We start from the raw sequence: 23,402 nt of genomic DNA on the forward strand, positions 1-23,402 counted from the left end.
TTCCTCCACTCATAATGTTCACCTCTCATTATTTTTCAGGCCCCATAAGAACTAACTTACGAGGCCATTTTTCACAATTATTTAACTTAACCGCTTAGTTAATTCAATCAGTAACGTCTGTTTATCTTCATTCGTAAGCTCACTATTATCAAGTATTTTTTTACCCAATATTTCGTCAATGTCATTTCTAGTTAAACCAGATTGAGATATCAACATTGCCAAACTCATTGATGGTACTACATTACCAGCACCGATATCAATCAATCTCGGTCTGTCATTGTGAAGCTTACTAAATGTTTGGTCTATTCCAAACCCATCAAATAAATTCATATTCATTGTCCTACACCCCCCTATTAAAATTTTTTATCGTACATATTTAGACAGTTGACCCCACCACCGGTTTGACGGAATTATATTTTCATTGAAAATAAATCAGTGGGGGGTCTACTATTTTTGCGAGAATTACAAATTCTGTGACATCATTGTTTCAATTCTTTAATGAAGACATTCAGCAACTGTAGCTGCACATTCAAGACCTTCTCTTGTGGTGTGATGATGCCGTCATCATAGTAAGTAGGTTGAGTGATATCAATCTTCAAGTCATCAAGCAACACCTTCTGATTAGCTGGTGTCTTGAAGCTTCGCTCCATGATGTAGTAGCTGAGTGCAGCTAACTCTGCCATAGTCAACCCATACAACTCAATGATTGTCCAAACAGATTCAGCTACCATGTCAATGTCCTTCTCAGCACGTATTGCAGCTAAGTAATCTAAGGTTGGTTGATTACTGTTAGATGACGATGTCATCGGTATAACATTATTGTCTACCATAATTAATCCGCCCCTTTAAACGGGCTAGACTCATAGTGGAATGGTGTTTCATTCTTAACCCTCTCTAATGATATAATCTCAGTTCTAGGCTTAATTACATCGGCTTTAGTAGTGAAGTTGAAAGAGGCCTTGTGAAGGTTTAGCTTATTGATGTAACGTCTTCGCTGCTCATCCGTCTCGTCAGGATCATCGTAGTACAAATAAGAAGTGGCAATGAGATCATCAAGTCGAATAGCTTGGAGAATCTCTTCATCTTTAGATAGGTCAATACCAAACTCATCATTGCTTACGGTCTTGTTCCATGACAGCAACCTATTCAGGTAGCTAGACTCATGTTCAGGTTCTGGTTGCACAATTATGACATGAGTATCAGTTTCAACAATACGGGCTGGTGGTTGAACATCAAATGACTTTCTAATTTTAAACTCCCACACAGGACTGAGGCGCTTCTTTTGTGCTGTAATACGGTCGATTGGATTCATAGTTACTTCCCTCCCTTAGCTTGGTTCAACATGATATTTTGAAACGCTTCGTAGTTATTAACTAGATAACCATAATCATTTACACTTGGATTTGATAAAATACGATTACTTTGTATATCTTTATCAAAGTGGTCATGATACTTAACAACTCCACCTAGTTCAAAATTGACTGGTAAACCTTTAGAATCATAAACATATCGCTCAACATGTTGTAAGTCTGCCATATCTCTCAGCACGTCTGTCAACGATGACTCGTGTTTTAGCAGTACCTTTTGAAGGTCTTCCTGTAATGACTTAACTCTGGAGTCATACATTGACTTCGCTTTTTCAACTGCCTCAGCGTGAGATTGCTCTTCTTTCGCATAAAATTTCACCAATTTGGCGGTGTCCCCTTTTGTCGCTTCAATACTTAATTCAGGAAGAGAACGACCATAAAACTTAATCATGCGTTTCTCTTTCTCTAATAGTTCCAACTCTTCTGGAGAACGAACGTCATTCTTTGCAAAATCAATCATGATTGATTGACCACAAATCACTTCATCCCATACAGAGCGGTCGTACCTTAACCGCTCATATTCCTCATTTCTTAATCGATTTAACTCTTCTATTGTTTTTTCAAATGACATATTTCTTATTCCTCCTAGTTTTTAATCGTGCTTAACGGGATCATTATTTTGAGTTCAACGTCAAGTCCCAAACTTGAGCAGCATCATTGTTAACAGGTTGACCATTAGCCAACATATCAACGGCAAACAAGGTTGCACGTTTCATAGCGAACGTTTCTTTGTAAGTGTAGACTTTTTCAGGTCGTGACTGGTTCGCATCATATTCACCGTCGACATATGAAAGCAATTTATTTTCTGGAACTTCAACGGATTGAATAATTTGCTCAATTGAAATGAATGGTAAAATTGAAACGAAAGTTCCATCAGCTGTCTGAGTGGTTACATTACCAATAATGTCGTAGTAATTAGCTGGATTAACCAGTAAATAAATTTTTCCAGATATATTTCTAAACTCTTTTGTACCAGGATCATTAGGACTAATTTTAAATGTGTATTGTGACATAAGTTTCATAATGATGGACATTTCTCGAATCATCATATCAGAATCTTTAAATGTCAAGGTTCCAGCTGATGCTTTGTCGGGATAAACTCCAGCAGTTACAGCACCGTCAAGGTCTTTCATTAATCCAATAGGTTCATTTTTACCTGTACCTGTAATGATTACCTTTTCCCAAATTTCGGCAATTGCCTCTTTAAGACAGATTTGAATATACCGATTAATCCAACGAGGTCCTAAATCTAACGTGTCATTTGAGATTAGAAAGAAAGCTGTTAAAGCTAATTGAGTAAATTCAGTTGCACCGAATTCAGCATCCAATTGACCTTCTAAATCCTTATGTAATGGTCCAAATACTGCTACACCTTTACGACGTGATTTAATCACTTTTTCGCGGCCTACTGTAGGTGAGAATTTGATGATGCTTAACAACGGACGTTCTTTTTGTAGATTCTCAAAGACTCGTTCTAAAATGGTTTCAGGCCAAACCATATCCTCATCAAAGCCACCCTTTTTAACCACTTCATTGTAGAATTTTGTTTCTTTCCCAGTTAAAACATCAATGCCTCGGGCTTGTAAAACTTGAGTATCGCTACTTCCACCAATTTCATCGTATTCAGCTCTAACTTGCTTAGCGGCATCCTCTGCAAGTGCGGTTACATAGCCTTCCATTGCTTCACTAATTTGTTCCGGTTTCGCAGTTGATGATGTAATTGCCGATTTAAAGGTATTTAGAGCATCGATTTTCGTTGTGTTTAATTTAATTGTCATTATTTATTTCCTCTTTTCTATTTTTAGGGTTTTATTTTTTTCAGTAATATAAGTGATGTAGGTGGTGATTTATTCCTCATAGTTCGGTTAAACCTGTACAAGTAGAAATGATAATTCTAGAAATTCTTTCTTTTGATTATCATTTAAGTACCCTTCAAGCATTTCCATAAAAGATACATGTTCACTATCATTCGTAATTAGTTCAAAATTGAATGTCTCATTGACAAAATATTTCATGATATCAGCGTGTTTTTGACTTAAATTACTACCGCTGCACCCCAACATATCTGCTGTTTTATCTATAGCGATACCAGCATAGTATCTGTTTTCCAATGTGATAAACATTAGTGAATCATGCCTCCATGTGTAGATGAAACCCATGATAAAAATAATTTTTCTTGATAATTCTTCAACTCTACGTTTCTTTTCAACATTATTAATATTTTCAGGATTCCTTATAATTTGCATCTTTAATATCCGAACTTCCAACTTATAACTAATTAAATGCTTAGGATGAAGATTAAGATTCATACCTGTTACTAATTTTGACATGTCAATTTCTTTAGCTTTACGATTAATATCTTTAATTCGTGAGTAAAGAGGCGCCTGTGCTATTTTGAGAATATTTGAAATTTTTTTTACTGAATTTCCCTTTAACTTTAATGCTAAAATCTCTTTTTCCATCCGAGTCAATTTACAAAATACTAACTCCATTTTTTCATTCTCTGGATAATTAAGAGTTTCAAAACTAACTTCTTCTGAAAATGATGCCAATTTATCAACATCAATATGATTACTCAATAATTTCAAACTCTCATTCTTCACCTTGCTAAACTTGGTTGCTGACATTTTTAAGTCTTTAGCTACCACGTTATCTTCTCGTACTTGATTTGTTTCTTGTGATCTATGAAAATATTTCCGCATTAATATTTCACGTTCTAATTCAGACACTTCTTTTAAAGCAGTTAATAATATTTTAAAATTGTGAAGTTGATTTTTACTTAACGATTCTCGGTTATCTTGAAAATGTCTCCAAAATCTTAATATCACTTCTGTTGCATCATCTTTTTTCAAATTTCACACTCCTATCATTTCCAACATTTTGTTAAAATCATCTTCAATCTCTTCCTCAGTCATTTCCGATGTCTCTCTCTCAAACTCATAACCAAAATGAAAAGCAGCAGCTTCTTCTATTTCTCGTATTTCTTCAAAAATACTTTTTTCAGACTCTAAAAATTGTTTGCATTTTAAGGCACTTCTTTTTGAGTAATATTTTTCGAATAAATATTGATGGCTTAAATTATCCAAACTTTTTAGGTACCGTTGAAAATGTTTACTTTTAAAATTCAAGATGTCTCTTTTCAACTCCATCATTTGTAAATGAAAGACATGTTCAACGACAACAGACTCTACCCGAACTCCAACATTGATAACACCGAGCTCAGAATACTCAATCCAAGGTGTGAAACTTCGATGTTTAAATTCTTCTAAGGCATAGTGGTATCTCCTGTTAATTTGGCCAATACGTTTTAACAAATGAAAGTATCTGTAGATGATAGACTCTTCATAAGTTAGCTCTCGTTCTTCTTGCTCCAAGCTCACACCCCGATTCAGCAAAATAAAAAGAGCCAAGATACAACTAATTAAAGTTGTGATCATTGGCTCCAGTTTTCTGGTCACCTATTAAATTTTTTCTTTATTAGTGGTGCTTACAAACATTACTTTTCCTTCAACCACTTGCAATACTACTTCACCGTACGCTGGTAGCTCATAACTTTTCTGGACACTGTCTTTTATGACAATAATTTTATTCTCCAAGATGATTTTCCTCACTTTCAAAATAATTTACATATTCGTCTTTACTAAACGTTTTTTCATTGTGATGCTTCAAATCAACCTTGTTGGCTTGTTTGATGATATAGCCTGTTTCTAGAAATGGTGAATATGGGTTGATACAGTGAGAGGTTCGTGAACCTTCCCCTATTCCATGATAATGCCAACGATAGCAATAACAGCACCAGACAGCAAGTTGAGTATTGTCATCATGTGGATATCCAAGTAATACAGGTTGATTCATGTCTTTTTTTAATATTTTCATTAGTTTATTTCTCCTTTAATTTAATTAGATACAAATGACCATCACTCAATAATATTTTGCTTAAACAACTCTAAAATAATTAATCTCAAGTCTTCATCAGAATAAAGATTTATTTTCATGTCAGTCACCTTTCTAAATATATCTATGACACCTCTAAAACCATTGGTATATCAACGTTTCAGTATTATTACACCTTTAAATAGTCATAGATATATATAATAATTATCTCTCTTTATATTTACTATTTTATTTTTTTATTCTTTATTATTATTAAGAATTGAAAACAATCTAAGTCATCTATGACTAATTGCTTATAAATCCCAATACACCAGTAGGTTGACACTGCCATAAATATGTACTCAAATTTATACTTAGGTCTCACCAATTATTCGATAATCATCAAAAAAACATTTAATTGTAGCTGTTTTCTAGTAAAATACTGGTGTAAACTCTGCCAAAAATACACTGTTTTGACATGTTTTTAACCACAACTTTATTTTTTCTTTTTTGAAAATACATATTTTCTTTTACCGTTAACTCTAACTTGTTTAGTAGTTAGAACTTCTCTCTTGCAAACTTCCCTACTGAATTCAATTTGGGAAACAGATTCAACACCATACTCAACACACCAAACTAAATACTGCTGGTAAATTGATGAGGTTGATTCATTTTCTAATTTAGGCTCATTATGCTTAATGAATGCTAAAATAGTGTTATTCTGTTCCTCATATGTCTCCAATTGCTCTTGGACATAATCAGACTGACTAAAACCTTTGTTCAACATTAACCGTTCCAAACCTTTCAAGGATAGTTGTAACAGGTACTCAATGCTTGTAGGTTCAGTCAATTGATCTTCTATATTTGGGTCAAAGTCTTCATCAGTTTCTTTGAACTCAGCTCTTAAAGGGATTAATAGCAATCGCCTCATCAATCCATTACTATTATCTTTTATCATTGGTACTCCATTACATCCATAAATTAGTGTACTGTAATTTTTGAAAGAAAACGGGTCACCATTCTTTCTTTCAGCATCAAGAACCCCACCAGTCGAAAGCATTTTAAACACTGAATTATCTTGAATCGTCTCCTTTGAAATATCATCACCAATGTTTGCTAACTTCCCAAATAACTCAGCAGTCTTAAATCGCTTATCTAAATCTTTCAATTGAATATTGGAGATATTTACTTCACCAATCATTTTGCTAATTAATGCAAATAGTGTTGATTTACCATTCGACCCCTCACCTGTAAAAATTATTGTTTTTGTAAAACGATTCGAACGAAGCAAAGTGTAGCCCATTACTTCCTCAATTAATAATCGAGTTTGAGCATCATTGCATGCGATTTTATTCAATGTTTTATCTAATACTTTTGAATAAGCTGACTCATTATAACGAGTTGGAATTTTATTTTTAATAATATATCTTGGATTAAATTCTTCACTCTCCATATTGTCCAAATTTATCACGCAGTCTTTCAGTACAATAAATTTGTGATCCGATAACTCTCTGTCTGGAGCCTTCAATCTCAAGTAGCTGAGAACTTCACGACGTTGCATTGAACTCAAATTATTAATATTTTTCAGCATGATTCTCTCAATTTCAGATTCATTATCTAAATAAACACCATCTTTGAAAATATGAAGTTGTTCACCTATCCGAATTACAAAGTGTTCGTGAATTAAGAAATCTCCAAACTTATCAAACTGAAATTTATTTCCAACAAAGAAACTTTCCTTTAAAAAGGCCTCATCACGTAAGATAGTTTCTATCTCCCGGTCAGGGAGTGGTTCACGTATGATAAACTTATTGATTAATCGAATAGTTTCGCGAATTTCCTCTTTATTCATTCCAACAGACTGCAGCTTTAATATATAATTGAAGAGTTCAGCGTTTCGGCCATCACCGTCTTCTAATTTGGACAGGCCATTTTCTTTACGACTAGTTGGATAGAGCCATTTTGGTAAATAATCAAGTTCATTTTCAACATCCACTTTTCTAATCCAGCGCCTGGCTTCACCATTAATTTTGAGAGGCTCTACAACATTGCTAACACCAACTTTAACAGTTATTTTGACTCCAATTGAAGAGAACCAATTGATTCGATTCTTATCGACCTCATCAGGTCGTCTAAAATAGAAATGTGCACCTTGGTCTGTTTTTAAGACATTAACATTTAGCTCAAGTTCATCGACTATTTTTAACAATATATCAGTTTCCTCATTAGTATCGATGTCAAGAAAAAGCACCTCTTCTTTTAATACTGCACCATAAGACTCATATCGTCTTGCAGTGTTAAAGGTGACCAAATTTGAATCGTCATCTTTAAACTTTTGAATACTTTTCTTGCCACTTGATTTAATATAACCACGGTAAATTTTAATCACCACCCTTCTTTGCTACTTCCAATTTTATTGCGGTACTAACTGTTCATTTCTGATGCGCTGATTTAAAACCCGGTATCCAATTTCTATCATTTCTTCATAAAGATCAGTAACACCAGTTGTGTCTTCTTTTATAGACAACTCAAGTATTTTAATTTGGTTTACGCACAATTGATAACTGCAAGTTTTCCAAGATTCAACAAGGGCCTCGACTCTTTTAATAAATTCATCCACTTCTAAATCATCAAGTTTTTTCATTTTAAACTCTCCTGTTCTATGTTATGATTAGAAGATAAAGGCACATGCCTATATCTAATTTTGATTAGCCCTGTTTACAGCCAAGTAAATAGTCAGGGCTAATCTTTTTTTCGTGTTCAACTAACAACTTAACTAATTCACTAGCTTCTACCATCATTTCTACCACCTCAGCAAATGTTTGCTCATTCGTCTTATCCTCCAACATGTTATCTGAAAAACTATCAATCCTTGTTCCGTCCTCAATAGAGATTAAGCTATTGATTATTTCTTTCTTTAATCGATGAAACTCTTGGTATCCATTCATTGTTGATTCACTCCTTCAAATCCTAATTTTGGCCGTTGCGTTATTTTTTTACAATTACTTCCTGATGCTGGACTAAGTACTTCAATATTTCATTTTTTACCCACCTCTTGGATGATCCTACCCTGAAAAATGGCAGCTTAGCAATCAAATACTTATCTGCAGATGCATTGGAAATGTTTAGAAATTCTATCAATTCTTTTTTTATCATGATCTCCGGTGAATCACTAAGATTCATGTTGAATTGTTCTAAACCACTTAACACGGCTGAGACAACCGAATCAATTATTTGCTGTTCGGCTGTTTCTGATAATAAACCCGTAGTCATATTTAGTTCACCTCCCTTAATTCAAAAATGTCGTCGAACTCAACATTTAACGAATCCACAATTTTTTTTGCTAATTTAGCACTTGGTTTTCTTTTTCCATTAAGAATATAACTCAAAGTATTTTCGCTAACTCCAATCTCACTGGCAAACTCACCATTGGTCAGTCCTTTGCGGTAAAGAATCATTTCCAAAGTTACTCGTTTTATTAAGACATTCATTATTTCACCCTCCTTGTTTCATTTTCAAGATCAAAATTATCAACTTGATAATACGGATTATACACTTATCCAATTGATAAGTCAACTTTTATTTATCAATCGGATAAACACCTGCTAACTTCGTCATATAAACATCTTATCAAAATGATAAGTTTCTAGTGACATCTTGGTTGAAATGTGATAAGTTATACCTATCAAATAATATGTCGAAAGTGAGAATATAAAGATGAATCGAATTAAAGAGTTACGAATGAAGCATGGAGCCTCATTAAAGGATGTAGCAGAAGCGGTTGCGGTTGCTGAAAGCCAACTATCTTTCTATGAAAATGGAAAACGAGCTCCACGAGACCAGAAAACGTGGGACCGCATAGCTGACTATTTCGATGTACCTGTTGCCTATTTAATGGGTATAAGTGATGACAGAATTGATTGGGAAAAACACAACAAAAACATCACTCCCGAAACTGTAGAGGCTGCTGCTCGTTTTGATAAGCTAGACCCTAATAGTGAAGAATACAAGCTTACTGAAGATTACTATTACGCCACTCTTACTATTGAAAAACTTGAACAAAAAATAGAGCATCTGACAAATAATATTGACCTCAGTAAAATCTCAGACGAAACTATTAACTTCCATATTAAGGGTTCAAACTTAACTGAAAAAGAACGAATATCACTTGGATTATTCATTGCTGGCATCATTGAACTAAGAAACTATAAATAATTAATCAGTACTCCTAAAATCACAGCGTGGCCGTTGCGACAAACAAGGAGAGAACAAATTATGGCAGCACCTAAGCAATACACAAATAAAGATGGGTCAAAGTCTTGGATGTTTCAAATATACATTGGACTTGACCCTATTACTGAAAAGAAGAAATACACCACTAGACGTGGATTTAAAACTAATAAGGAAGCTAATTTGGCACAAGCAGAATTACTACTTGAATTAGAAAAGAAATTGAGCGAAGCAGAAGAAGCAGAACTTAAGAGGTTGGAAGAAGCTAGGACTAAGAGGTTTGTGGAGATTTATGAGTTATGGATAGCTCAACACCGCCACACTGTCAGAGAGGTGACAGCTGACCGCATAGAGGACCAGTTTAGACTTCACATCCTCCCTATTTTTGAGGATGAACGTATTATGGAAGTCGACACTTTATTTTGTCAAAATGCTATTAGTAAGTGGGCCGGATATTACTCCCATTTCAAGGCTCTTAAATCTTATACTCAGAAAGTTTTTCAGTTTGCTATCAACATGCAACTGATTACAACGAATCCCATGCAACATGTAATCATGCCAAGAAAACAAGAAAAAGTAGACGATAGTGATCAATTTGAAAATTTCTATGACTTAAAAGAGTTGCTGCTCTTCTTTAAATGCTTAGAAAAAGAAAACGTCAAAAAAGACTTAGCAATTAGCCGAGTCCTTGCATTCACTGGAATTAGAAAAGGAGAGCTAGCAGCACTCACTTGGGAGGACATTGATTTCGAAGAAAAGTCCCTTAGAATCTCTAAAAGTTTGACTTACGTTAAGGCTGTACCAAAGATTACACCGCCTAAAAATAAGAAGTCTAAGCGTGTTCTACCTATTGATGATAGAACTATTGAGATACTGAAACAGTGGCGTGTAACGCAAGCTACCGAGCTTCTACAGCTAGGTTTGAATGTAAAGAACGACCCGACTCAAATCGTTTTCACACATCCTAGTAAAGGTGAGTTAAATCACTATTTAAGCCGTGATTATATTAACCATTTCCTTAAGATGATCATTGCTAAATACGACCTTGGTTACATTACACCTCACGGATTTAGACATACACATGCATCACTCTTATTTGAAAGTGAAGCTTCTATTAAAGAGGTACAGGAGAGACTAGGACATGCTAACGCTCAAATCACTTTGGATATTTATACTCATGTAACAAAAACAGCACGAGTTGAGACTGCTGAGAACTTTGCTAGGTATGCAAACTTTTAAGGGCTACCCAGAAAATAGCAGTTTAATTGATAAACGAACTTTTAAGAGCCAAGTGACAAAAAGTCACCTAGTTGATAAACGTGACCTACGATTAACTCTCTGAACAAAGTTACAAATAGTAACCTCGTTGGAAAAAACGCAAGTCAATTAATTCTTTACACCAAGCAAGGTCGAAAATTTCGACTTTACTATTTCTCCAAAATAAAAGGATAGTCACGGGGATAGTCACGGACCATTTTACCGCTAAAAAAGAATAAAGAAAAAAGCAGAAACCCTGTAGTACCAAGGTCTCTGCTCTAACTTTTCTATTCGGCTGAGTTTTCGTCTGCCAAACCGTATTTTTTGTTGAAACGATCCACACGGCCATCTGCTTGAGTAAACTTTTGACGTCCAGTATAGAATGGATGAGAATCAGAACTGATTTCAACACGGATCAATGGGTATGTGTTACCATCTTCCCATTCAACTGTTTCTTGACCTTTTTTAGTAGAACCAGACAAGAATTTGAATCCAGTTGTTGAATCCATAAATACAACTGGTTGGTAATCTGGATGGATATTTTCTTTCATGTTTATGTCTCTCCTTTGCCCTGAACCATTTGCTGAGTCAGAGTTGTTTTTTTAAGTTTTGCAACATTACTATATTATCACAGTTTTAAGTCAGTGACAATCATCTTTTTGCTCTTTGTTGATTGTTTTTTCCAAAAGAGACATCTTTAAAGGCTTCAAAGAGTTGTTTATTGTTATCTGTACGGCGCAAGAAGTTTAACAACTGTTCAGTATACTCCAAGGAATCGCCTTTCATATTACGTCGTAATTTCCAAATTTCATCAAGTTGAGAGGCTTCCATCAACAGATCTTCTTTGCGTGTTCCTGATTTTTTAACATCAATGGCCGGGAAAACACGTCTCTCTGACAGTTCTCTAGATAAATGCAACTCCATGTTACCTGTTCCTTTAAATTCTTCATAAATCACATCATCCATTCGGCTTCCAGTATCAACTAGGGCCGTCGCTAAGATGGTTAAACTACCACCTTCTTCGATGTTTCGCGCTGCCCCAAAAAATCGTTTTGGTTTGTAAAAAGCCGCTGGATCAATTCCTCCACTTAATGTTCGCCCACTCGGTGGAATGACCAAATTATACGCACGCGCCAAACGAGTAATACTATCCATCAAGATGACTACATCACGTTTGTCTTCCACGAGGCGCATCGCACGTTCTAAGACCAGTTCTGATACCCGTGTATGATTTTGCGGTTGCAAGTCAAAGGTTGACGAGACCACGTCTGCTTTGACGCTACGCTCAATATCGGTCACTTCTTCAGGGCGTTCATCGATTAGTAGCACAATCAATTCCACATCAGGATGATTTTCAGTAATCCCATTAGCAATTTCTTTAAGTACTGTTGTTTTCCCTGCTTTAGGGGGCGCAACAATTAAGCCTCGCTGGCCAAAGCCAACTGGCGAAAAGATGTCAATCATGCGAGTGCTTAAACGTCCTTTTGACGTTGCTAAAATTAATTGGCGATCGGGGTAAAGAGCAGTCATAGCAGGAAAATGCGGACGTTCTTTGGCTTCTTCAGGGTTTTTACCATTAACTGTTTCCACATGCATTAAGCCATAATACCGTTCTGATTCTTTTGGCGGGCGGGCTTTTCCAGCAACTTTATCACCATTTCGTAAACCGAATCGACGGATTTGAGACGAGGAAATATAGATATCTTCTTGACTGGCTGAATAGTTAATAGGACGTAAAAAGCCATAACCTTCAGAAGAAATAATATCTAAAACACCTTCCATCATAAAGAACCCTTGTTTTTCAGCTTGGGCACGAATAACGGCTAAAGACAATTCCTTTTTTGTCATCTGACTGTAATAAGGAATTTTAAAATTCTTTGCATAGCTATAAATTTCTTTTAGGGTACTGTTCTCCAGCTCCCCCATTGTTAAATAATCTTTCATCAACTTGTTGCCTCACTTCCTGAATAAAAAAAGTTACCTCCAAATGACTGCCACACCACTCCTACAATTGACAATGAACATCGTAAACTATTTTGTTAGATGATTAGTCTTCTTCCACCATATAAATGTCAGCACCTAAAGCCGTTAATTTTTCAATGATTGAATCATAACCTCTTAGAATATATTCGACATTCGTGATTTTAGTTTGCCCTTCAGCCATTAATCCTGCCGTTACTAGGCAAGCTCCGGCTCGCAAATCGCTAGCAGCCACTTCGGCTCCTTGTAATTTATTTGGCCCATTTAAGATAATCATATTCCCCTCTATTCGGGCATCTGCTCCCATTCGTGCTAATTCTGGAATATGATTAACCCGCTTTTGATAGATGCTGTCCATGACAATGCTTTCACCTTGTGCTCGGAGTAATAAGGGTGTTAATGGTTGCTGTAAATCCGTCGCAAACCCTGGGTAAGGGTAGGTTTTAACATCCACAGACTTTAATTCTTTTACGGGGTGAACGAAAACAGAATCTTCGCCAATTTCCAAATCTACGCCCATTTCCTCAAGTTTCGAAATAAAACTTTCGATATGTTCATGAATCACATTTTTAACTAAAACACCTTGACCAACAGCCGCTGCCATTGAAATATACGTACCAGCTTCAATTCGATCGGGAATAATTGAATGACGGCAACCATGAAGTTCTTTAACACCATCAATTCGAATTTCATCAGTGCCTGCTCCCCTAATTTTTGCTCCCATATTGTTTAATAGTGTTGCCACATCAATAATTTCGGGTTCTCTGGCAGCATTTTCAATAACCGTCCGACCTTCTGCTTTAACCGCCGCTAACATCACGTTGATTGTCGCGCCAATTGATACCATATCCATAAAGATACGTGTCCCTTTCAGTCCGTTTTCACTTGTATGTAAATAAGTGGCACCGTGTTCAGTTTTAACATTTGCACCAAGTGCTTCAAACCCTTTGACATGTAAGTCAATCGGTCGCGGGCCTAAGAAACAGCCCCCAGGCAAACCGACAACCCCTTCGCCAAATTTCCCTAATAAGGCGCCCATAAAATAATAAGAAGCACGTAAACTATTTATTTTACCATTTGGCATCGGAACTGAAACCATCTCAGTCGGATCAATGACCATTTTATTATCGGCAAAGGTCACTTTAACACCCATGATTTCTAATATTTCTTTAAGTGAATACACATCGTTTATATCGGGAACTCCCTCTAAGATAACAGGGGAATCGGCAAGAATTGCTGCGGGGATTAGTGCAACAGCACTGTTTTTAGCACCATTTATCGTGACCTCGCCTATCAGAGGATGGCCACCATTAATTACAAATTTTTTCATTAATACTTTCACTCATTCCTTAAAAAAGCCGCTGAATCACAGCTTGTACTATTTATTATCTCGTTGGTTCAATTCATTTTAATCCTCATCATTTTACCACAGTTTACTTAAATTAAAAAGGATTGCTTTTACTTAATCCTTTTCTTCTATTAAAAAGCCTTTTATGAAACACAGTGTTTCAATAGAGAAATACCAATCTAAATGAATGTAACCAGTTACAATTAGAGTATCTTGACGTTATGATAGAGAGGTAATGAGGAATAAAAAAATGAGAAACGGCACGCGTTGTTTTCTCAAACAAGGGAGCGAAACAATATGTTTCATCAAAAACTGGATTCATTTCCAACGGATTTTTTATGGGGATCAGCTTCAGCCGCTTACCAAGTAGAAGGCGCTTGGAACACCGATGGCAAAGGAGCATCCATTTGGGACAATTACGTTAAAATACCTGGCACGACATTCAAAGGCAGCAATGGCGATGTGGCAGTAGATCACTATCATCGCTACCGAGAAGATGTGGCCTTAATGGCCGAACAAGGCTTAAAAGCTTATCGTTTCTCAGTTGCTTGGACACGAATTTTACCTCAAGGCAAAGGCGAGATCAACCAAGACGGTTTGGATTTTTACAACGATTTAATTGATGAACTGTTAAAACACGGCATCGAGCCAATAGTGACTATCTATCACTGGGACTTGCCACAAGCCCTACAAGATGAGTATGGCGGTTGGGAATCTCGTCATATCATCGAAGATTTCACAGCCTATGCACGTATCTTATTCGAGGCATTTGGAGACCGTGTTAAACACTGGGTCTCACTAAATGAGCAAAATGTCTTCATTATGCATGGCTATATGATGGCCTCTCACCCACCAGCAGTTTCAGATCCTAAGCGGATGTATCAAGCCAATCATATGGCAAATCTGGCAAATGCTTCAGTTATTAAAGCTTTTAGAGATGGGGGTTACTCCGGTAAGATTGGACCAAGCTTTGCTTACAGTCCCTCTTATGCCATTGATGCCAACCCACTTAACGTCGTCGCTCACGAAAATATGAGTGATTTTTCAGCCAATTTTTGGATGGATGTTTATGTCTATGGACGGTATCCTAGAGTGATGATTAATAATCTGACGAAAATGGACGTTATGCCTGATATTCACAAAGGTGATTTAGATTTATTAAAAGCTGGAAAACCAGATTTTATGGGACTTAATTATTATCAATCTATGACAGTGGCCAGCAATCCCCTGAATGGCGTCTCTATGGGCGGAGAAGCCAATTATACCGGTGAAAAAGGATCCACTCAAGAATCAGGAATGCCTGGGCTCTTTAAAATTGTGGAAAACCCCAATCTGGAAAAAACAAACTGGGATTGGACCATTGACCATGAAGGCTTGCGAATTTGTTTAAGACGGATTTCAAGTCGTTATGACTTGCCCATCTTAATCACCGAAAACGGCTTAGGGGAATTTGACACCTTGGAAGAAGATGGCAGTGTTCATGATCAAGCAAGAATCACCTACCTAAACAACCATTGCCTAGCCATTCAAGAAGCCATCAGCGACGGGGTTGACGTGATTGGTTACTGTACGTGGAGTTTTACCGACTTACTTAGTTGGTTAAATGGCTATCAAAAACGTTACGGCTTTGTTTATGTGGATCGGGATGAAGTTAATCAAAAAGATCTCACTCGTTATAAAAAAGATAGTTTCTATTGGTATCAGAAAGTCATTACATCTAATGGCCAATCATTAACTGACTGATACCAACCAAATCGTCAACTCTCAACTATTGGTGGTTGACAGGATAAAATTCATTATGTTTAGCTTTTTCGTCTCTTTCAGAATCGAAAAAGCTTTTCAATTAAGGAGAATCAATTATGGATGTGTTAGAGCATTTTTTAAACAAGTTTCTTGGACCAGTAGCAAACTGGATGAGTAAAAGTAAATTTTTTAGCGCCTTGTCTGAGGCATTTATGCGGACTACTCCAGTAACTCTAGGAGCTGCCGTTTTAATGATCATTGGTAATTTTCCAATCCCCTCCTGGGTAGCTTGGATTGAGTCCTCTGGATTAAAAGTCCATTTCGATTCCGTTATCGGTGCAACAATCAATGCCATTTCACTTTTTGTCGTCTTTAACTTTGCTTATGTATACGCACGCAATGAAAAGGAAAATCCTTTATCCGCTGGCCTTTTAGCCGTTGCCAGTTTCTTTATTTTAATGCCTCAAAAAATAGAGGTCCCTACGCTGGAAAAAATGGTGACCAAGTTTCCAGGTGAAGCAGTTGTAACCGGCATCGAGAGCCAAGAAGCGTTTGGAACCTTCTTCACTGGTGGAACCGGCTTAATGGTGGCCATCTTTGTGGGCTGGTTAGTGGGTTATCTATTCGTCTTATTAAACCGCAAAAATCTAACCATCAAAATGCCAGACAGCGTTCCTACGAATGTCGCCGAATCTCTGAGCCCAGCTATTTTATCTGGCCTAATTTTCATTATTTTTTTCCTGATTCGAGTCGCTTTTGCTTTCACGCCATTTAACAGTATTTTCTATTTTATTTTTGGTATTATTCAACAGCCTCTGCAAACCCTTACAAGCTCTCCTATTGCCATTATTGTGATATTTACCGTCGCCAATATGTTATGGTTTTTCGGCATTCATCCCAACATGGTCTACGGTGTAGTCATGCCGATGCTCTTAGCTAACGGTACCGCCAATATGAATGCCTTTAAAAATGGTGAACCACTGCCCTTCTTATTAATGACTGTTATTGCTCAAGTATGCGGAAATGGCTTTGGTGGTCAAGGTGGAACATACGGCTTAGTCATTGCTATGTTTACCGCTAAGTCCGATCGCTATAAATCCTTACGTAAATTAGCCGGCCCGCCAGTAATTTTTAACGTCAACGAACCACTAGTATTTGGGACTCCCTTAATGTTAAACCCGGTCTTCTTCTTACCGATGGCTCTAGGCCCGATTTTCATGGGCTCCTCTGCATGGTTAATGGTTAAGCTGTTGAATTTCACCGAGCTAAATCCGCTTATTTCCATGCCATGGACCACCCCGGCCCCTTTGATGATGGGACTTCAAGGAGGCTGGAAATATTTGCTGATATTCCTAGTAGCGTTAATCATCAACATCTGTCTGTGGTTCCCATTCTTTAAAGTAGCAGACAAACAAGCCTTAGTTGAAGAACAGGAAATCCTAGCTAATCAATCATAATCATCAATCAGTTCTAATTATTCAAGAATTAAAGGGCTAAAAAAATCCTTTGTAAGTTGCTCCAATCGTAAACCTTACGGTTGGACCTTCCTTTACTTAAACTAGATATCTACTAGGTACAATCGTTTAACTAAGGTTTCAATTAAATAGACAACCGGTAATTGTGACGATAAGTCGGCATTATAGTATAATCGATCGTATGAGGTGTGATAATAAATATCTAGATTTACAAGTTGGGCTAATGTGTTCGTTTCTCTATTGGTAATACCAACGGAAAAGATGTCACGATCAGCAATCAATCTGGCCGTCTGAACCACTTCCATGGTCTCTCCGGACACCGAAAAGAATAAGCAAACTTCCTTCCGAGTAGATTTTTTTTCTTGCTTCGGTGCTAAGTAAGGAAAATAAGCAGAGGTGGAAGCAAAACTTCGATAGCCTAAAGTAGAAAATTGGTTGGCGGCATATTCCGCCATTATACCCGAAGCTCCCAAACCCAAACAGTGAATTAGTTCGGCTTCTTTTAACTTCGTGACCAATAATTCAACCTTATCATCAAAATCAGAGGGAAACGTGTCGCTAGCTAATAAACCACGACGAATGCTCTCTTGGCCAAGTATTTCTTTTCGCTTATTTAATTCATGCTTCAACATTAGTCGCATTTCTGGAAAACTGTCGAAGCCCATTTTTTGTGTGAAACGAACGATCGTAGCAGGTGACACATGAGTCGCATCTGCTAATTCTCGGACACGCATATAAGCCACTTTTTCTAAATTTGAACCGACAAATTTGGCAATCTCACTTTCCAATTCTGTCGCTGTCTTAAGTTTTTGGATATCAAACATCGCACTCAGCTCCTCCCCTTTATTTTAAAGGAATTAACCACAACAGTAAAGGAGGTCATCACAGATGACTCAATATATTGGCATTGACATTGGTGGTTCTGCTATCAAACACGCTTTAATCGATTCACAGGGAAATATTAAACAGTCAGCAAACTTACCAACTCCAGAAAATCTAATCGACTTCACAGCCTGCCTAAAAGACATTAAAAGTCGTTACAATAACGAAAAAACCAGCGGTATGGCCATCAGCATGCCCGGACTAATCGATTCAGCAACTGGCCATGCCATTCACGGTGGCGCTCTAACTTTTATTCAAGACTTAAACGTTCGAGCCCTCATTAAAGAAGTCTGTGGAGTGCCTGTTCAAATTGAAAACGATGGTAAATGCGCAGCTTTAGGCGAGCATTGGCTAGGTAATCTAGTTGGCGTTGAAAATGGCATTGCCCTTGTCATTGGCACTGGTATTGCCGGCGGGATTATTGTTAACAATCAATTAGTCCGAGGCCATCATTTAACGGCTGGAGAATTTTCATATATGCGCACCAATAGTGACTACAATGATTTTCAGCACCTGTTTGCCATGGAAGGCAGTTCAGTTATTTTAAGCAATACCTATGCCCGAATTAAAGGCATGAATGAGGATCAAATGGATGGCAAACGTTTTTTTGCCGATGTAGCAGCCCAAAACTCTGACGCTGTCTCCTTATTAAATACTTACAGTAAAAAACTAGCAACTCAACTCATGAATTTGCAAACTATTCTTGATCCAGAAGTCATCACAATTGGTGGTGGTATCAGTAAGCAAACAGCTCTATTTGAGCACATTGACCGTCACATCGACGCCATCATTGCTGAGTTTCCTTTACCATTAATGAGACCGAATGTTAAACAATCCTCACTTGGAAACCATGCCAATTTAATAGGAGCACTAAGCAATTTTATCAATAAAGAATCTATCTAAAAATGACCTCTAGAAAAAAACATCGTCCTTTAAGTTAAACAGGTTGGCAAGCTCACGTAAAAAAACAGGTTATTTTCAAAAAAATGGGCCGCTATGTCTTATTCAAGGGATAGTCGTTATAATAAAGAGGTAGTAAGTAATCTATTTTAGCTGAGTGCTAACACTCGGACACCATTAAATAAGGAGTGAATGTAAATGAGTAATGGATTTAAAGAAGGCTTTTTATGGGGCGGGGCAACGGCTGCCAACCAATTGGAAGGTGCCTATAATATCGATGGTAAAGGATTAACTATTGCCGATATTTCACCTGGTGGCAAACAACGGATGAAACTTTTAGCTTCTGGTGATTTCCCTTTAGAAATCGATAACAGTAAGTATATCTATCCAAATCACGACGGTATCGATTTTTATCACCTATACAAAGAAGACATTGCCATGTTCGCAGAAATGGGATTTAAAACCTTTAGAATGTCCATCTCTTGGGCTCGTATTTTTCCTAACGGGAATGATGTGGAACCAAACGAAGCAGGTTTGGCATATTATGAAAGTGTGATCGATGAATTATTAAAATACAACATCCAGCCGACAATCACCATGTCTCACTACGAAACACCTTTAAACTTAGTGACAGAATATGGTGGCTGGAAAAACCGTGAACTGATAGGTCTCTTTGAGAAATATGCCCGCACTATTCTGGAACGCTTCCATACTAAAGTTAAATACTGGATGACCTTCAACGAAATCAATACAGGTGTTTTTGGCTCCTTCTTCTCGACTGCCATGAGAGGTGCCACACCACAGGACAATTTCCAAGGACTGCACAATCAGTTTGTGGCCAGCTCATTGGCGACTAAAATAGCTCATGAATTGAATCCTGATTTAAAAGTAGGATGCATGAGTATCTATGCCACAATGTATGCCTATGATTCAGATCCTAAAAATGTTATGGCTATGGAAGAAAAAAGCCGGATGTTTAACTATTTCTGTAATGATGTGCAGGTTCGTGGTGAATACCCAAGTTATGCCCTACAGTTCTTTAACGAACATGGGATCGAACTTGATATTGCTGATGGCGAGTTAGACTTGTTAAAAAATCATACAGTTGATTACTTGTCATTTAGTTACTACATGTCAGCAACCGTCTCTGTTAATCCTGAACATCAAGGGGACACCAGCCAAGGAAATTTCTTTGGTGGCGTAAAAAACCCATTCTTGAACGCCAGTGAATGGGGCTGGGAAATCGATCCTGTTGGTTTACGTCTAGCCTTGTGCAACTTATACGGCCGTTACGGGATTCCTCTTTATATTTCTGAAAATGGTTTAGGAGCCATTGACACTCCTGACGCTAATTTCAACATTGACGATGACTATCGCATTGATTATTTACGTCAGCATATTACAGAAATGGAAAAAGCTGTCACCATCGACGGCGTCGATCTTTTCGCTTACACGCCTTGGGGATGTATTGACCTTGTCAGTGCGTCAACAGGTGAAATGTCTAAACGCTATGGCTTTATCTACGTGGACCTAGACGACGAAGGCAATGGTACGATGAATCGCTATAAGAAAAAGTCATTTGATTGGTATAAAAAAGTTATTGCTACAAATGGAGAACATTTAGCTTAAACCTAAATAAACAGGCCTTGCATAGATCAAGCAAGGCCTGTTTTTAATATGGCATAACTAAGATATGGGTAATGTCGGCAATCACTGTTTGTTCATCTTTAACTTGCCAATACTTTTTTTGTTCTTGATTTGTTTCCAAGTTTATAATGACCTTCTTTGGCTCACTAGCCGTCTCCATATTAGCAATCGCTTGAATCATAATCCCATTAATATTTTTAGGGTCTTCATGAAAATCTGCTACCACCTTTTTAGCCTTTTCCAAATCAGCTTTTGATGTCAGCTTACTCAAGTCCTCTTCTGTTTCAACATTTTCAATCCCGGCAACTGTCACTAACTCAATCATTTTTTCAACGGATAGGCGCTGCAACTCCGCCTCAAACTTATCGGTGGCCAATCCTTTAATAGTCAATTCAACAGTTCCTTCATCCTGACTTTCTTTTAAAACCTTTGCCTGATAACTAGTTTTTTCCTTTAAGACTGTGAACATAGCATCTGCCGCTTTCTTGGAATCAGCCTCTTCAAGTCCTAATTCAGCTAGTTGCTTAGCTAACTGCTCAACTACTGCCGTATCATGGCTTTCAATAATTTTTTTTCCAAAACTTTTTTCATACTGCTCAAAATCCCTTAAATAAAACTCTGCATTCATAAATGCTTCTGCAGAGACCTTGGTTTCTTCCTTCTTGCTGCATGCACCTAAAGCCAGCAGCGCTGATATCAATAAGACTAGCCAAATCATTTTTTTTCTCACACATTTCACTCCTAAACTATCCAGCGTTGTCAGCGGCTAACCTTCTTTTCCGCACTGACACTGAATTCTTTCTTTAAAGGTAACACACATTGTTACGGAAAAGAAAGACCTATTCTCATAAATCAGTCATTTTCCGCTTGAATGACGCCAAGCACTTCCACCATCGACAATGCTTTCTCAATTGGCAATACAAATTTATTTAGTTGAGCCAAATCTGTCGGAACATGCGCTGTTTGATTGACTAAAGTCTGAAACATCGCTTTTTTTATTTTTGCACTTCGCTTAGCAGCCTCTTTCTCTTGTATCATCCGTTCTTTTAATGAGCGCTTTACCGTTAAGGTTTTAGTCCGTACCCGCCTGCCATCACTTGTCCTCAAAATCTCTCGATTACCATCAATTGTCTTTAAAATCACTCGCAATTCTTCATTTGAGCAATTTTCTTTAACCTCAATACATGCGTTCTTTCTTTTTTTCCGTTTTCGCTTCCGCTTATTTGATGGTATAAAAGGGGCCATTTCCAACTCAAGAAGCGGCGCCAAATTACCATTAATATACAATTGCTTTTTTTGTATTTTTTGCAACTGACTTCCTCTCCTCTGTCATTTATTAATTTGATTAAACGTTCAAAAAAATGAGCGTTAAACATAACCGATTACATTATAGCATGTTTTTTACCCATGGAGATCAAAATAATCAAGCAAAAAAAAAAAGCGAAACTAAGAATATAATTTCGCCTATTCCAAAATGTTTATTTTTTTACATCATTCACATGAAACCAAACATGAACCCCGTTTGGATCATCAATTTCTAATATTTTCTTTCCTTTATTATAAAAGAAATGCCGACCTAACTTAGTTAAATGCTCCTGTAACCCAATTAACTCAGCTTCTGTAGCAACTTTGAATGACAGGTAATCCAAACCCAAATTTTCATCATCCTGATCCTCTGTCTTGATTTGATTAAGGGTATTAATTGCAAGATGATGATGATAATCTCCCGCAGCCAAATAACGTAAACTTGGGAAAGCTGCACTGGTCAGCTTAAAACCTAAAACCTCTGTATAAAACTGTTGACTTTCCTCTAAGTCAACAACATTTAAATGCACATGGCCAAGACGCGTTTCAAGTGGTAACTTACTAAACCGATCAGTCTCTTCGGCTAATAAACTTTGAGTATCCAAACGACTCAGGACACTATCCATTGTCCCTTCAGTATGATAATCCCACTGTTCTTTCGGTTTATCCCAAGACAATTTAATGCCATTAAATTCTGGATCTTTCAGATAGATAACTTCGCTATGCCCAAGATCACTCATACCGACAATTGGATAATCTAAACTTAGTAAATGCTGATACAAGGCACTTAAATCACGGCGCTCCGGTAATAATATACCAAAATGATATAAACCGTTGTGACTTATTTCACTTGGGACACCATCTTCTTTTTCCAATAAACAAATGAAGGTTCTCTTTGCTTCTTTAATTCCCAAAAAAGCCATACCATTCTCTTCACGCATGACATCTAATCCTAGGACAGATTTAAAAAAGGCAACTTCTTTATCTATATCTTTCACTTTTAGGGCAACAAGAGCTAATCTTGTTTCTTCTTTGAGTTGATAACTCATCGTTTCACTTCTCCTTACTCTCCACTATGACATTTTATTTTCTATAATTATCCTACCATTTTTTTTAGAAAAAGGATACTTTTTTGATGTAAGCCCGCTTAGTTTGTTATTTATCAATGCATTTTTGCATATTAAAATAACTTGCCTCGATACTCTCTTATTCTTATCGGACTACCTGATCACTAACTTAAGTAAACAAAGTAACTTTTCCAAAAGTCAGGCCTTAAGAGCTAATTTCGCTTAACATTCTCTGAAATTTAGTCCACACTAAATAAACCTCTTATTACGAACTGATGAATCAACCTAAAATAAACTTGAAAAGACACTGAAAACGTAGTATGCTCAA

At 37.0% G+C, this 23,402-nt stretch carries 27 protein-coding genes; 6 read left to right on the forward strand and 21 right to left on the reverse strand.

Annotation, left to right across the window (positions count from 1 at the left end):
• Positions 1-81: 81 nt before the first annotated feature.
• The 14 genes from RWN13_RS05490 to RWN13_RS05555 all read right to left on the reverse strand — a co-directional run bounded on the left by RWN13_RS05490 (position 82) and on the right by RWN13_RS05555 (position 8,731).
• A complete protein-coding gene (locus RWN13_RS05490) occupies positions 82-336 on the reverse strand; it encodes a hypothetical protein (protein WP_314061296.1) in 255 nt (84 codons plus the stop codon).
• 143 nt (positions 337-479) lie between these two features.
• Positions 480-830 (reverse strand): hypothetical protein, encoded by a 351-nt coding sequence (locus tag RWN13_RS05495; RefSeq protein WP_314061297.1) that lies wholly within the window; start codon positions 828-830, stop codon positions 480-482.
• A gap of 2 nt (positions 831-832) precedes the next feature.
• Positions 833-1,312, reverse strand: coding sequence for a hypothetical protein (locus tag RWN13_RS05500; RefSeq protein ID WP_314061300.1), 480 nt, complete (start codon positions 1,310-1,312; stop codon positions 833-835).
• 2 nt (positions 1,313-1,314) lie between these two features.
• Entirely contained in the window at positions 1,315-1,938 is a 624-nt protein-coding gene (locus tag RWN13_RS05505) for a hypothetical protein (RefSeq protein ID WP_314061302.1), read from the reverse strand.
• A gap of 43 nt (positions 1,939-1,981) precedes the next feature.
• Positions 1,982-3,145, reverse strand: coding sequence for a phage major capsid protein (locus RWN13_RS05510; protein WP_314061304.1), 1,164 nt, complete (start codon positions 3,143-3,145; stop codon positions 1,982-1,984).
• A gap of 87 nt (positions 3,146-3,232) precedes the next feature.
• Entirely contained in the window at positions 3,233-4,219 is a 987-nt protein-coding gene (locus tag RWN13_RS05515; protein WP_314061305.1) for a hypothetical protein, read from the reverse strand.
• A 3-nt stretch (positions 4,220-4,222) separates the two neighbouring features.
• Entirely contained in the window at positions 4,223-4,741 is a 519-nt protein-coding gene (locus RWN13_RS05520) for a hypothetical protein (protein ID WP_314061307.1), read from the reverse strand.
• A gap of 87 nt (positions 4,742-4,828) precedes the next feature.
• Positions 4,829-4,963 carry a hypothetical protein gene (locus RWN13_RS05525; protein WP_314061308.1) on the reverse strand — a complete coding sequence of 45 codons (135 nt, stop codon included), beginning with the start codon at positions 4,961-4,963 and terminating at the stop codon, positions 4,829-4,831.
• Positions 4,953-5,243: a hypothetical protein gene (locus RWN13_RS05530; protein ID WP_314061311.1), complete on the reverse strand. Its 291-nt coding sequence runs from the start codon at positions 5,241-5,243 to the stop codon at positions 4,953-4,955. The genes RWN13_RS05525 and RWN13_RS05530 overlap by 11 nt, the downstream gene beginning before the upstream one ends.
• Positions 5,244-5,736: 493 nt before the next feature.
• Positions 5,737-7,632, reverse strand: coding sequence for a phage/plasmid primase, P4 family (locus RWN13_RS05535; protein ID WP_314061312.1), 1,896 nt, complete (start codon positions 7,630-7,632; stop codon positions 5,737-5,739).
• A gap of 21 nt (positions 7,633-7,653) precedes the next feature.
• Positions 7,654-7,884, reverse strand: a complete 231-nt coding sequence (locus tag RWN13_RS05540) for a hypothetical protein (protein ID WP_314061313.1) — start codon at positions 7,882-7,884, stop codon at positions 7,654-7,656.
• 64 nt (positions 7,885-7,948) lie between these two features.
• Entirely contained in the window at positions 7,949-8,188 is a 240-nt protein-coding gene (locus RWN13_RS05545; RefSeq protein ID WP_314061315.1) for a hypothetical protein, read from the reverse strand.
• A gap of 40 nt (positions 8,189-8,228) precedes the next feature.
• Positions 8,229-8,513 carry a hypothetical protein gene (locus tag RWN13_RS05550; RefSeq protein ID WP_314061320.1) on the reverse strand — a complete coding sequence of 95 codons (285 nt, stop codon included), beginning with the start codon at positions 8,511-8,513 and terminating at the stop codon, positions 8,229-8,231.
• Positions 8,514-8,515: 2 nt separating this feature from the next.
• Positions 8,516-8,731 carry a helix-turn-helix transcriptional regulator gene (locus tag RWN13_RS05555; RefSeq protein ID WP_314061321.1) on the reverse strand — a complete coding sequence of 72 codons (216 nt, stop codon included), beginning with the start codon at positions 8,729-8,731 and terminating at the stop codon, positions 8,516-8,518.
• Positions 8,732-8,957: 226 nt separating this feature from the next.
• Here RWN13_RS05555 and RWN13_RS05560 point away from each other — a divergent pair, with 226 nt between their 5' ends.
• Both RWN13_RS05560 and RWN13_RS05565 read left to right on the forward strand, forming a co-directional pair.
• On the forward strand, positions 8,958-9,455 hold the full coding sequence (locus RWN13_RS05560; protein ID WP_314061322.1) for a helix-turn-helix domain-containing protein: 498 nt from the start codon (positions 8,958-8,960) through the stop codon (positions 9,453-9,455).
• Between the two features lie 60 nt (positions 9,456-9,515).
• On the forward strand, positions 9,516-10,709 hold the full coding sequence (locus tag RWN13_RS05565) for a site-specific integrase (RefSeq protein ID WP_314061325.1): 1,194 nt from the start codon (positions 9,516-9,518) through the stop codon (positions 10,707-10,709).
• 305 nt (positions 10,710-11,014) lie between these two features.
• Here RWN13_RS05565 and RWN13_RS05570 read toward each other — a convergent pair whose 3' ends face one another.
• From RWN13_RS05570 to RWN13_RS05580, 3 genes are all read right to left on the reverse strand, one after another.
• Entirely contained in the window at positions 11,015-11,278 is a 264-nt protein-coding gene (locus RWN13_RS05570) for a type B 50S ribosomal protein L31 (protein ID WP_314061328.1), read from the reverse strand.
• 100 nt (positions 11,279-11,378) lie between these two features.
• On the reverse strand, positions 11,379-12,671 hold the full coding sequence (rho, locus tag RWN13_RS05575) for a transcription termination factor Rho (protein WP_314061331.1): 1,293 nt from the start codon (positions 12,669-12,671) through the stop codon (positions 11,379-11,381).
• 103 nt (positions 12,672-12,774) lie between these two features.
• Positions 12,775-14,037, reverse strand: coding sequence for a UDP-N-acetylglucosamine 1-carboxyvinyltransferase (locus tag RWN13_RS05580; protein ID WP_314061334.1), 1,263 nt, complete (start codon positions 14,035-14,037; stop codon positions 12,775-12,777).
• A 315-nt stretch (positions 14,038-14,352) separates the two neighbouring features.
• On the opposite strand from RWN13_RS05580, the gene RWN13_RS05585 reads away from it, so the two are divergent.
• Together RWN13_RS05585 and RWN13_RS05590 are read left to right on the forward strand one after the other, a co-directional pair.
• Positions 14,353-15,798 (forward strand): glycoside hydrolase family 1 protein, encoded by a 1,446-nt coding sequence (locus RWN13_RS05585; RefSeq protein WP_314061335.1) that lies wholly within the window; start codon positions 14,353-14,355, stop codon positions 15,796-15,798.
• A gap of 116 nt (positions 15,799-15,914) precedes the next feature.
• Positions 15,915-17,255 carry a PTS transporter subunit EIIC gene (locus RWN13_RS05590; RefSeq protein ID WP_314061336.1) on the forward strand — a complete coding sequence of 447 codons (1,341 nt, stop codon included), beginning with the start codon at positions 15,915-15,917 and terminating at the stop codon, positions 17,253-17,255.
• 101 nt (positions 17,256-17,356) lie between these two features.
• Here RWN13_RS05590 and RWN13_RS05595 read toward each other — a convergent pair whose 3' ends face one another.
• Positions 17,357-18,097 carry a MurR/RpiR family transcriptional regulator gene (locus RWN13_RS05595; protein WP_314061339.1) on the reverse strand — a complete coding sequence of 247 codons (741 nt, stop codon included), beginning with the start codon at positions 18,095-18,097 and terminating at the stop codon, positions 17,357-17,359.
• 64 nt (positions 18,098-18,161) lie between these two features.
• Here RWN13_RS05595 and RWN13_RS05600 point away from each other — a divergent pair, with 64 nt between their 5' ends.
• Together RWN13_RS05600 and RWN13_RS05605 are read left to right on the forward strand one after the other, a co-directional pair.
• On the forward strand, positions 18,162-19,058 hold the full coding sequence (locus RWN13_RS05600; protein WP_314061342.1) for an ROK family protein: 897 nt from the start codon (positions 18,162-18,164) through the stop codon (positions 19,056-19,058).
• Between the two features lie 195 nt (positions 19,059-19,253).
• Positions 19,254-20,684 carry a glycoside hydrolase family 1 protein gene (locus RWN13_RS05605; RefSeq protein ID WP_314061344.1) on the forward strand — a complete coding sequence of 477 codons (1,431 nt, stop codon included), beginning with the start codon at positions 19,254-19,256 and terminating at the stop codon, positions 20,682-20,684.
• A gap of 43 nt (positions 20,685-20,727) precedes the next feature.
• On the opposite strand, the gene RWN13_RS05610 is transcribed toward RWN13_RS05605, so the two are convergent.
• The 3 genes from RWN13_RS05610 to RWN13_RS05620 form a co-directional block, all read right to left on the reverse strand.
• Positions 20,728-21,432 (reverse strand): DUF5105 domain-containing protein, encoded by a 705-nt coding sequence (locus RWN13_RS05610; RefSeq protein WP_314061347.1) that lies wholly within the window; start codon positions 21,430-21,432, stop codon positions 20,728-20,730.
• 122 nt (positions 21,433-21,554) lie between these two features.
• On the reverse strand, positions 21,555-22,013 hold the full coding sequence (locus RWN13_RS05615) for a hypothetical protein (RefSeq protein ID WP_314061348.1): 459 nt from the start codon (positions 22,011-22,013) through the stop codon (positions 21,555-21,557).
• A 167-nt stretch (positions 22,014-22,180) separates the two neighbouring features.
• Positions 22,181-23,056, reverse strand: a complete 876-nt coding sequence (locus tag RWN13_RS05620; protein ID WP_314061350.1) for a VOC family protein — start codon at positions 23,054-23,056, stop codon at positions 22,181-22,183.
• Between the last annotated feature and the right edge of the window lie 346 nt (positions 23,057-23,402).

Origin of the sequence: uncultured Vagococcus sp. (assembly GCF_963518325.1) — a bacterium.
In the GTDB taxonomy this organism is placed as follows: domain Bacteria; phylum Bacillota; class Bacilli; order Lactobacillales; family Vagococcaceae; genus Vagococcus_D.

What these genes read in the sequence shown, in the direction of transcription:
- RWN13_RS05585 (WP_314061335.1), top strand. Translation starts at nt 14,353, where the DNA reads ATGTTTCATCAAAAACTGGATTCATTTCCAACGGATTTTTTATGGGGA.
- RWN13_RS05560 (WP_314061322.1), top strand. Translation starts at nt 8,958, where the DNA reads ATGAATCGAATTAAAGAGTTACGAATGAAGCATGGAGCCTCATTAAAG.
- RWN13_RS05530 (WP_314061311.1), bottom strand. Translation starts at nt 5,243, where the DNA reads ATGAAAATATTAAAAAAAGACATGAATCAACCTGTATTACTTGGATAT.
- RWN13_RS05570 (WP_314061328.1), bottom strand. Translation starts at nt 11,278, where the DNA reads ATGAAAGAAAATATCCATCCAGATTACCAACCAGTTGTATTTATGGAT.
- RWN13_RS05620 (WP_314061350.1), bottom strand. Translation starts at nt 23,056, where the DNA reads ATGAGTTATCAACTCAAAGAAGAAACAAGATTAGCTCTTGTTGCCCTA.
- RWN13_RS05500 (WP_314061300.1), bottom strand. Translation starts at nt 1,312, where the DNA reads ATGAATCCAATCGACCGTATTACAGCACAAAAGAAGCGCCTCAGTCCT.
- RWN13_RS05505 (WP_314061302.1), bottom strand. Translation starts at nt 1,938, where the DNA reads ATGTCATTTGAAAAAACAATAGAAGAGTTAAATCGATTAAGAAATGAG.
- RWN13_RS05600 (WP_314061342.1), top strand. Translation starts at nt 18,162, where the DNA reads ATGACTCAATATATTGGCATTGACATTGGTGGTTCTGCTATCAAACAC.
- RWN13_RS05595 (WP_314061339.1), bottom strand. Translation starts at nt 18,097, where the DNA reads ATGTTTGATATCCAAAAACTTAAGACAGCGACAGAATTGGAAAGTGAG.
- RWN13_RS05590 (WP_314061336.1), top strand. Translation starts at nt 15,915, where the DNA reads ATGGATGTGTTAGAGCATTTTTTAAACAAGTTTCTTGGACCAGTAGCA.
- RWN13_RS05580 (WP_314061334.1), bottom strand. Translation starts at nt 14,037, where the DNA reads ATGAAAAAATTTGTAATTAATGGTGGCCATCCTCTGATAGGCGAGGTC.
- RWN13_RS05605 (WP_314061344.1), top strand. Translation starts at nt 19,254, where the DNA reads ATGAGTAATGGATTTAAAGAAGGCTTTTTATGGGGCGGGGCAACGGCT.
- RWN13_RS05540 (WP_314061313.1), bottom strand. Translation starts at nt 7,884, where the DNA reads ATGAAAAAACTTGATGATTTAGAAGTGGATGAATTTATTAAAAGAGTC.
- RWN13_RS05545 (WP_314061315.1), bottom strand. Translation starts at nt 8,188, where the DNA reads ATGAATGGATACCAAGAGTTTCATCGATTAAAGAAAGAAATAATCAAT.
- RWN13_RS05510 (WP_314061304.1), bottom strand. Translation starts at nt 3,145, where the DNA reads ATGACAATTAAATTAAACACAACGAAAATCGATGCTCTAAATACCTTT.
- RWN13_RS05495 (WP_314061297.1), bottom strand. Translation starts at nt 830, where the DNA reads ATGGTAGACAATAATGTTATACCGATGACATCGTCATCTAACAGTAAT.
- RWN13_RS05555 (WP_314061321.1), bottom strand. Translation starts at nt 8,731, where the DNA reads ATGAATGTCTTAATAAAACGAGTAACTTTGGAAATGATTCTTTACCGC.
- RWN13_RS05565 (WP_314061325.1), top strand. Translation starts at nt 9,516, where the DNA reads ATGGCAGCACCTAAGCAATACACAAATAAAGATGGGTCAAAGTCTTGG.
- RWN13_RS05550 (WP_314061320.1), bottom strand. Translation starts at nt 8,513, where the DNA reads ATGACTACGGGTTTATTATCAGAAACAGCCGAACAGCAAATAATTGAT.
- RWN13_RS05490 (WP_314061296.1), bottom strand. Translation starts at nt 336, where the DNA reads ATGAATATGAATTTATTTGATGGGTTTGGAATAGACCAAACATTTAGT.
- rho (WP_314061331.1), bottom strand. Translation starts at nt 12,671, where the DNA reads ATGAAAGATTATTTAACAATGGGGGAGCTGGAGAACAGTACCCTAAAA.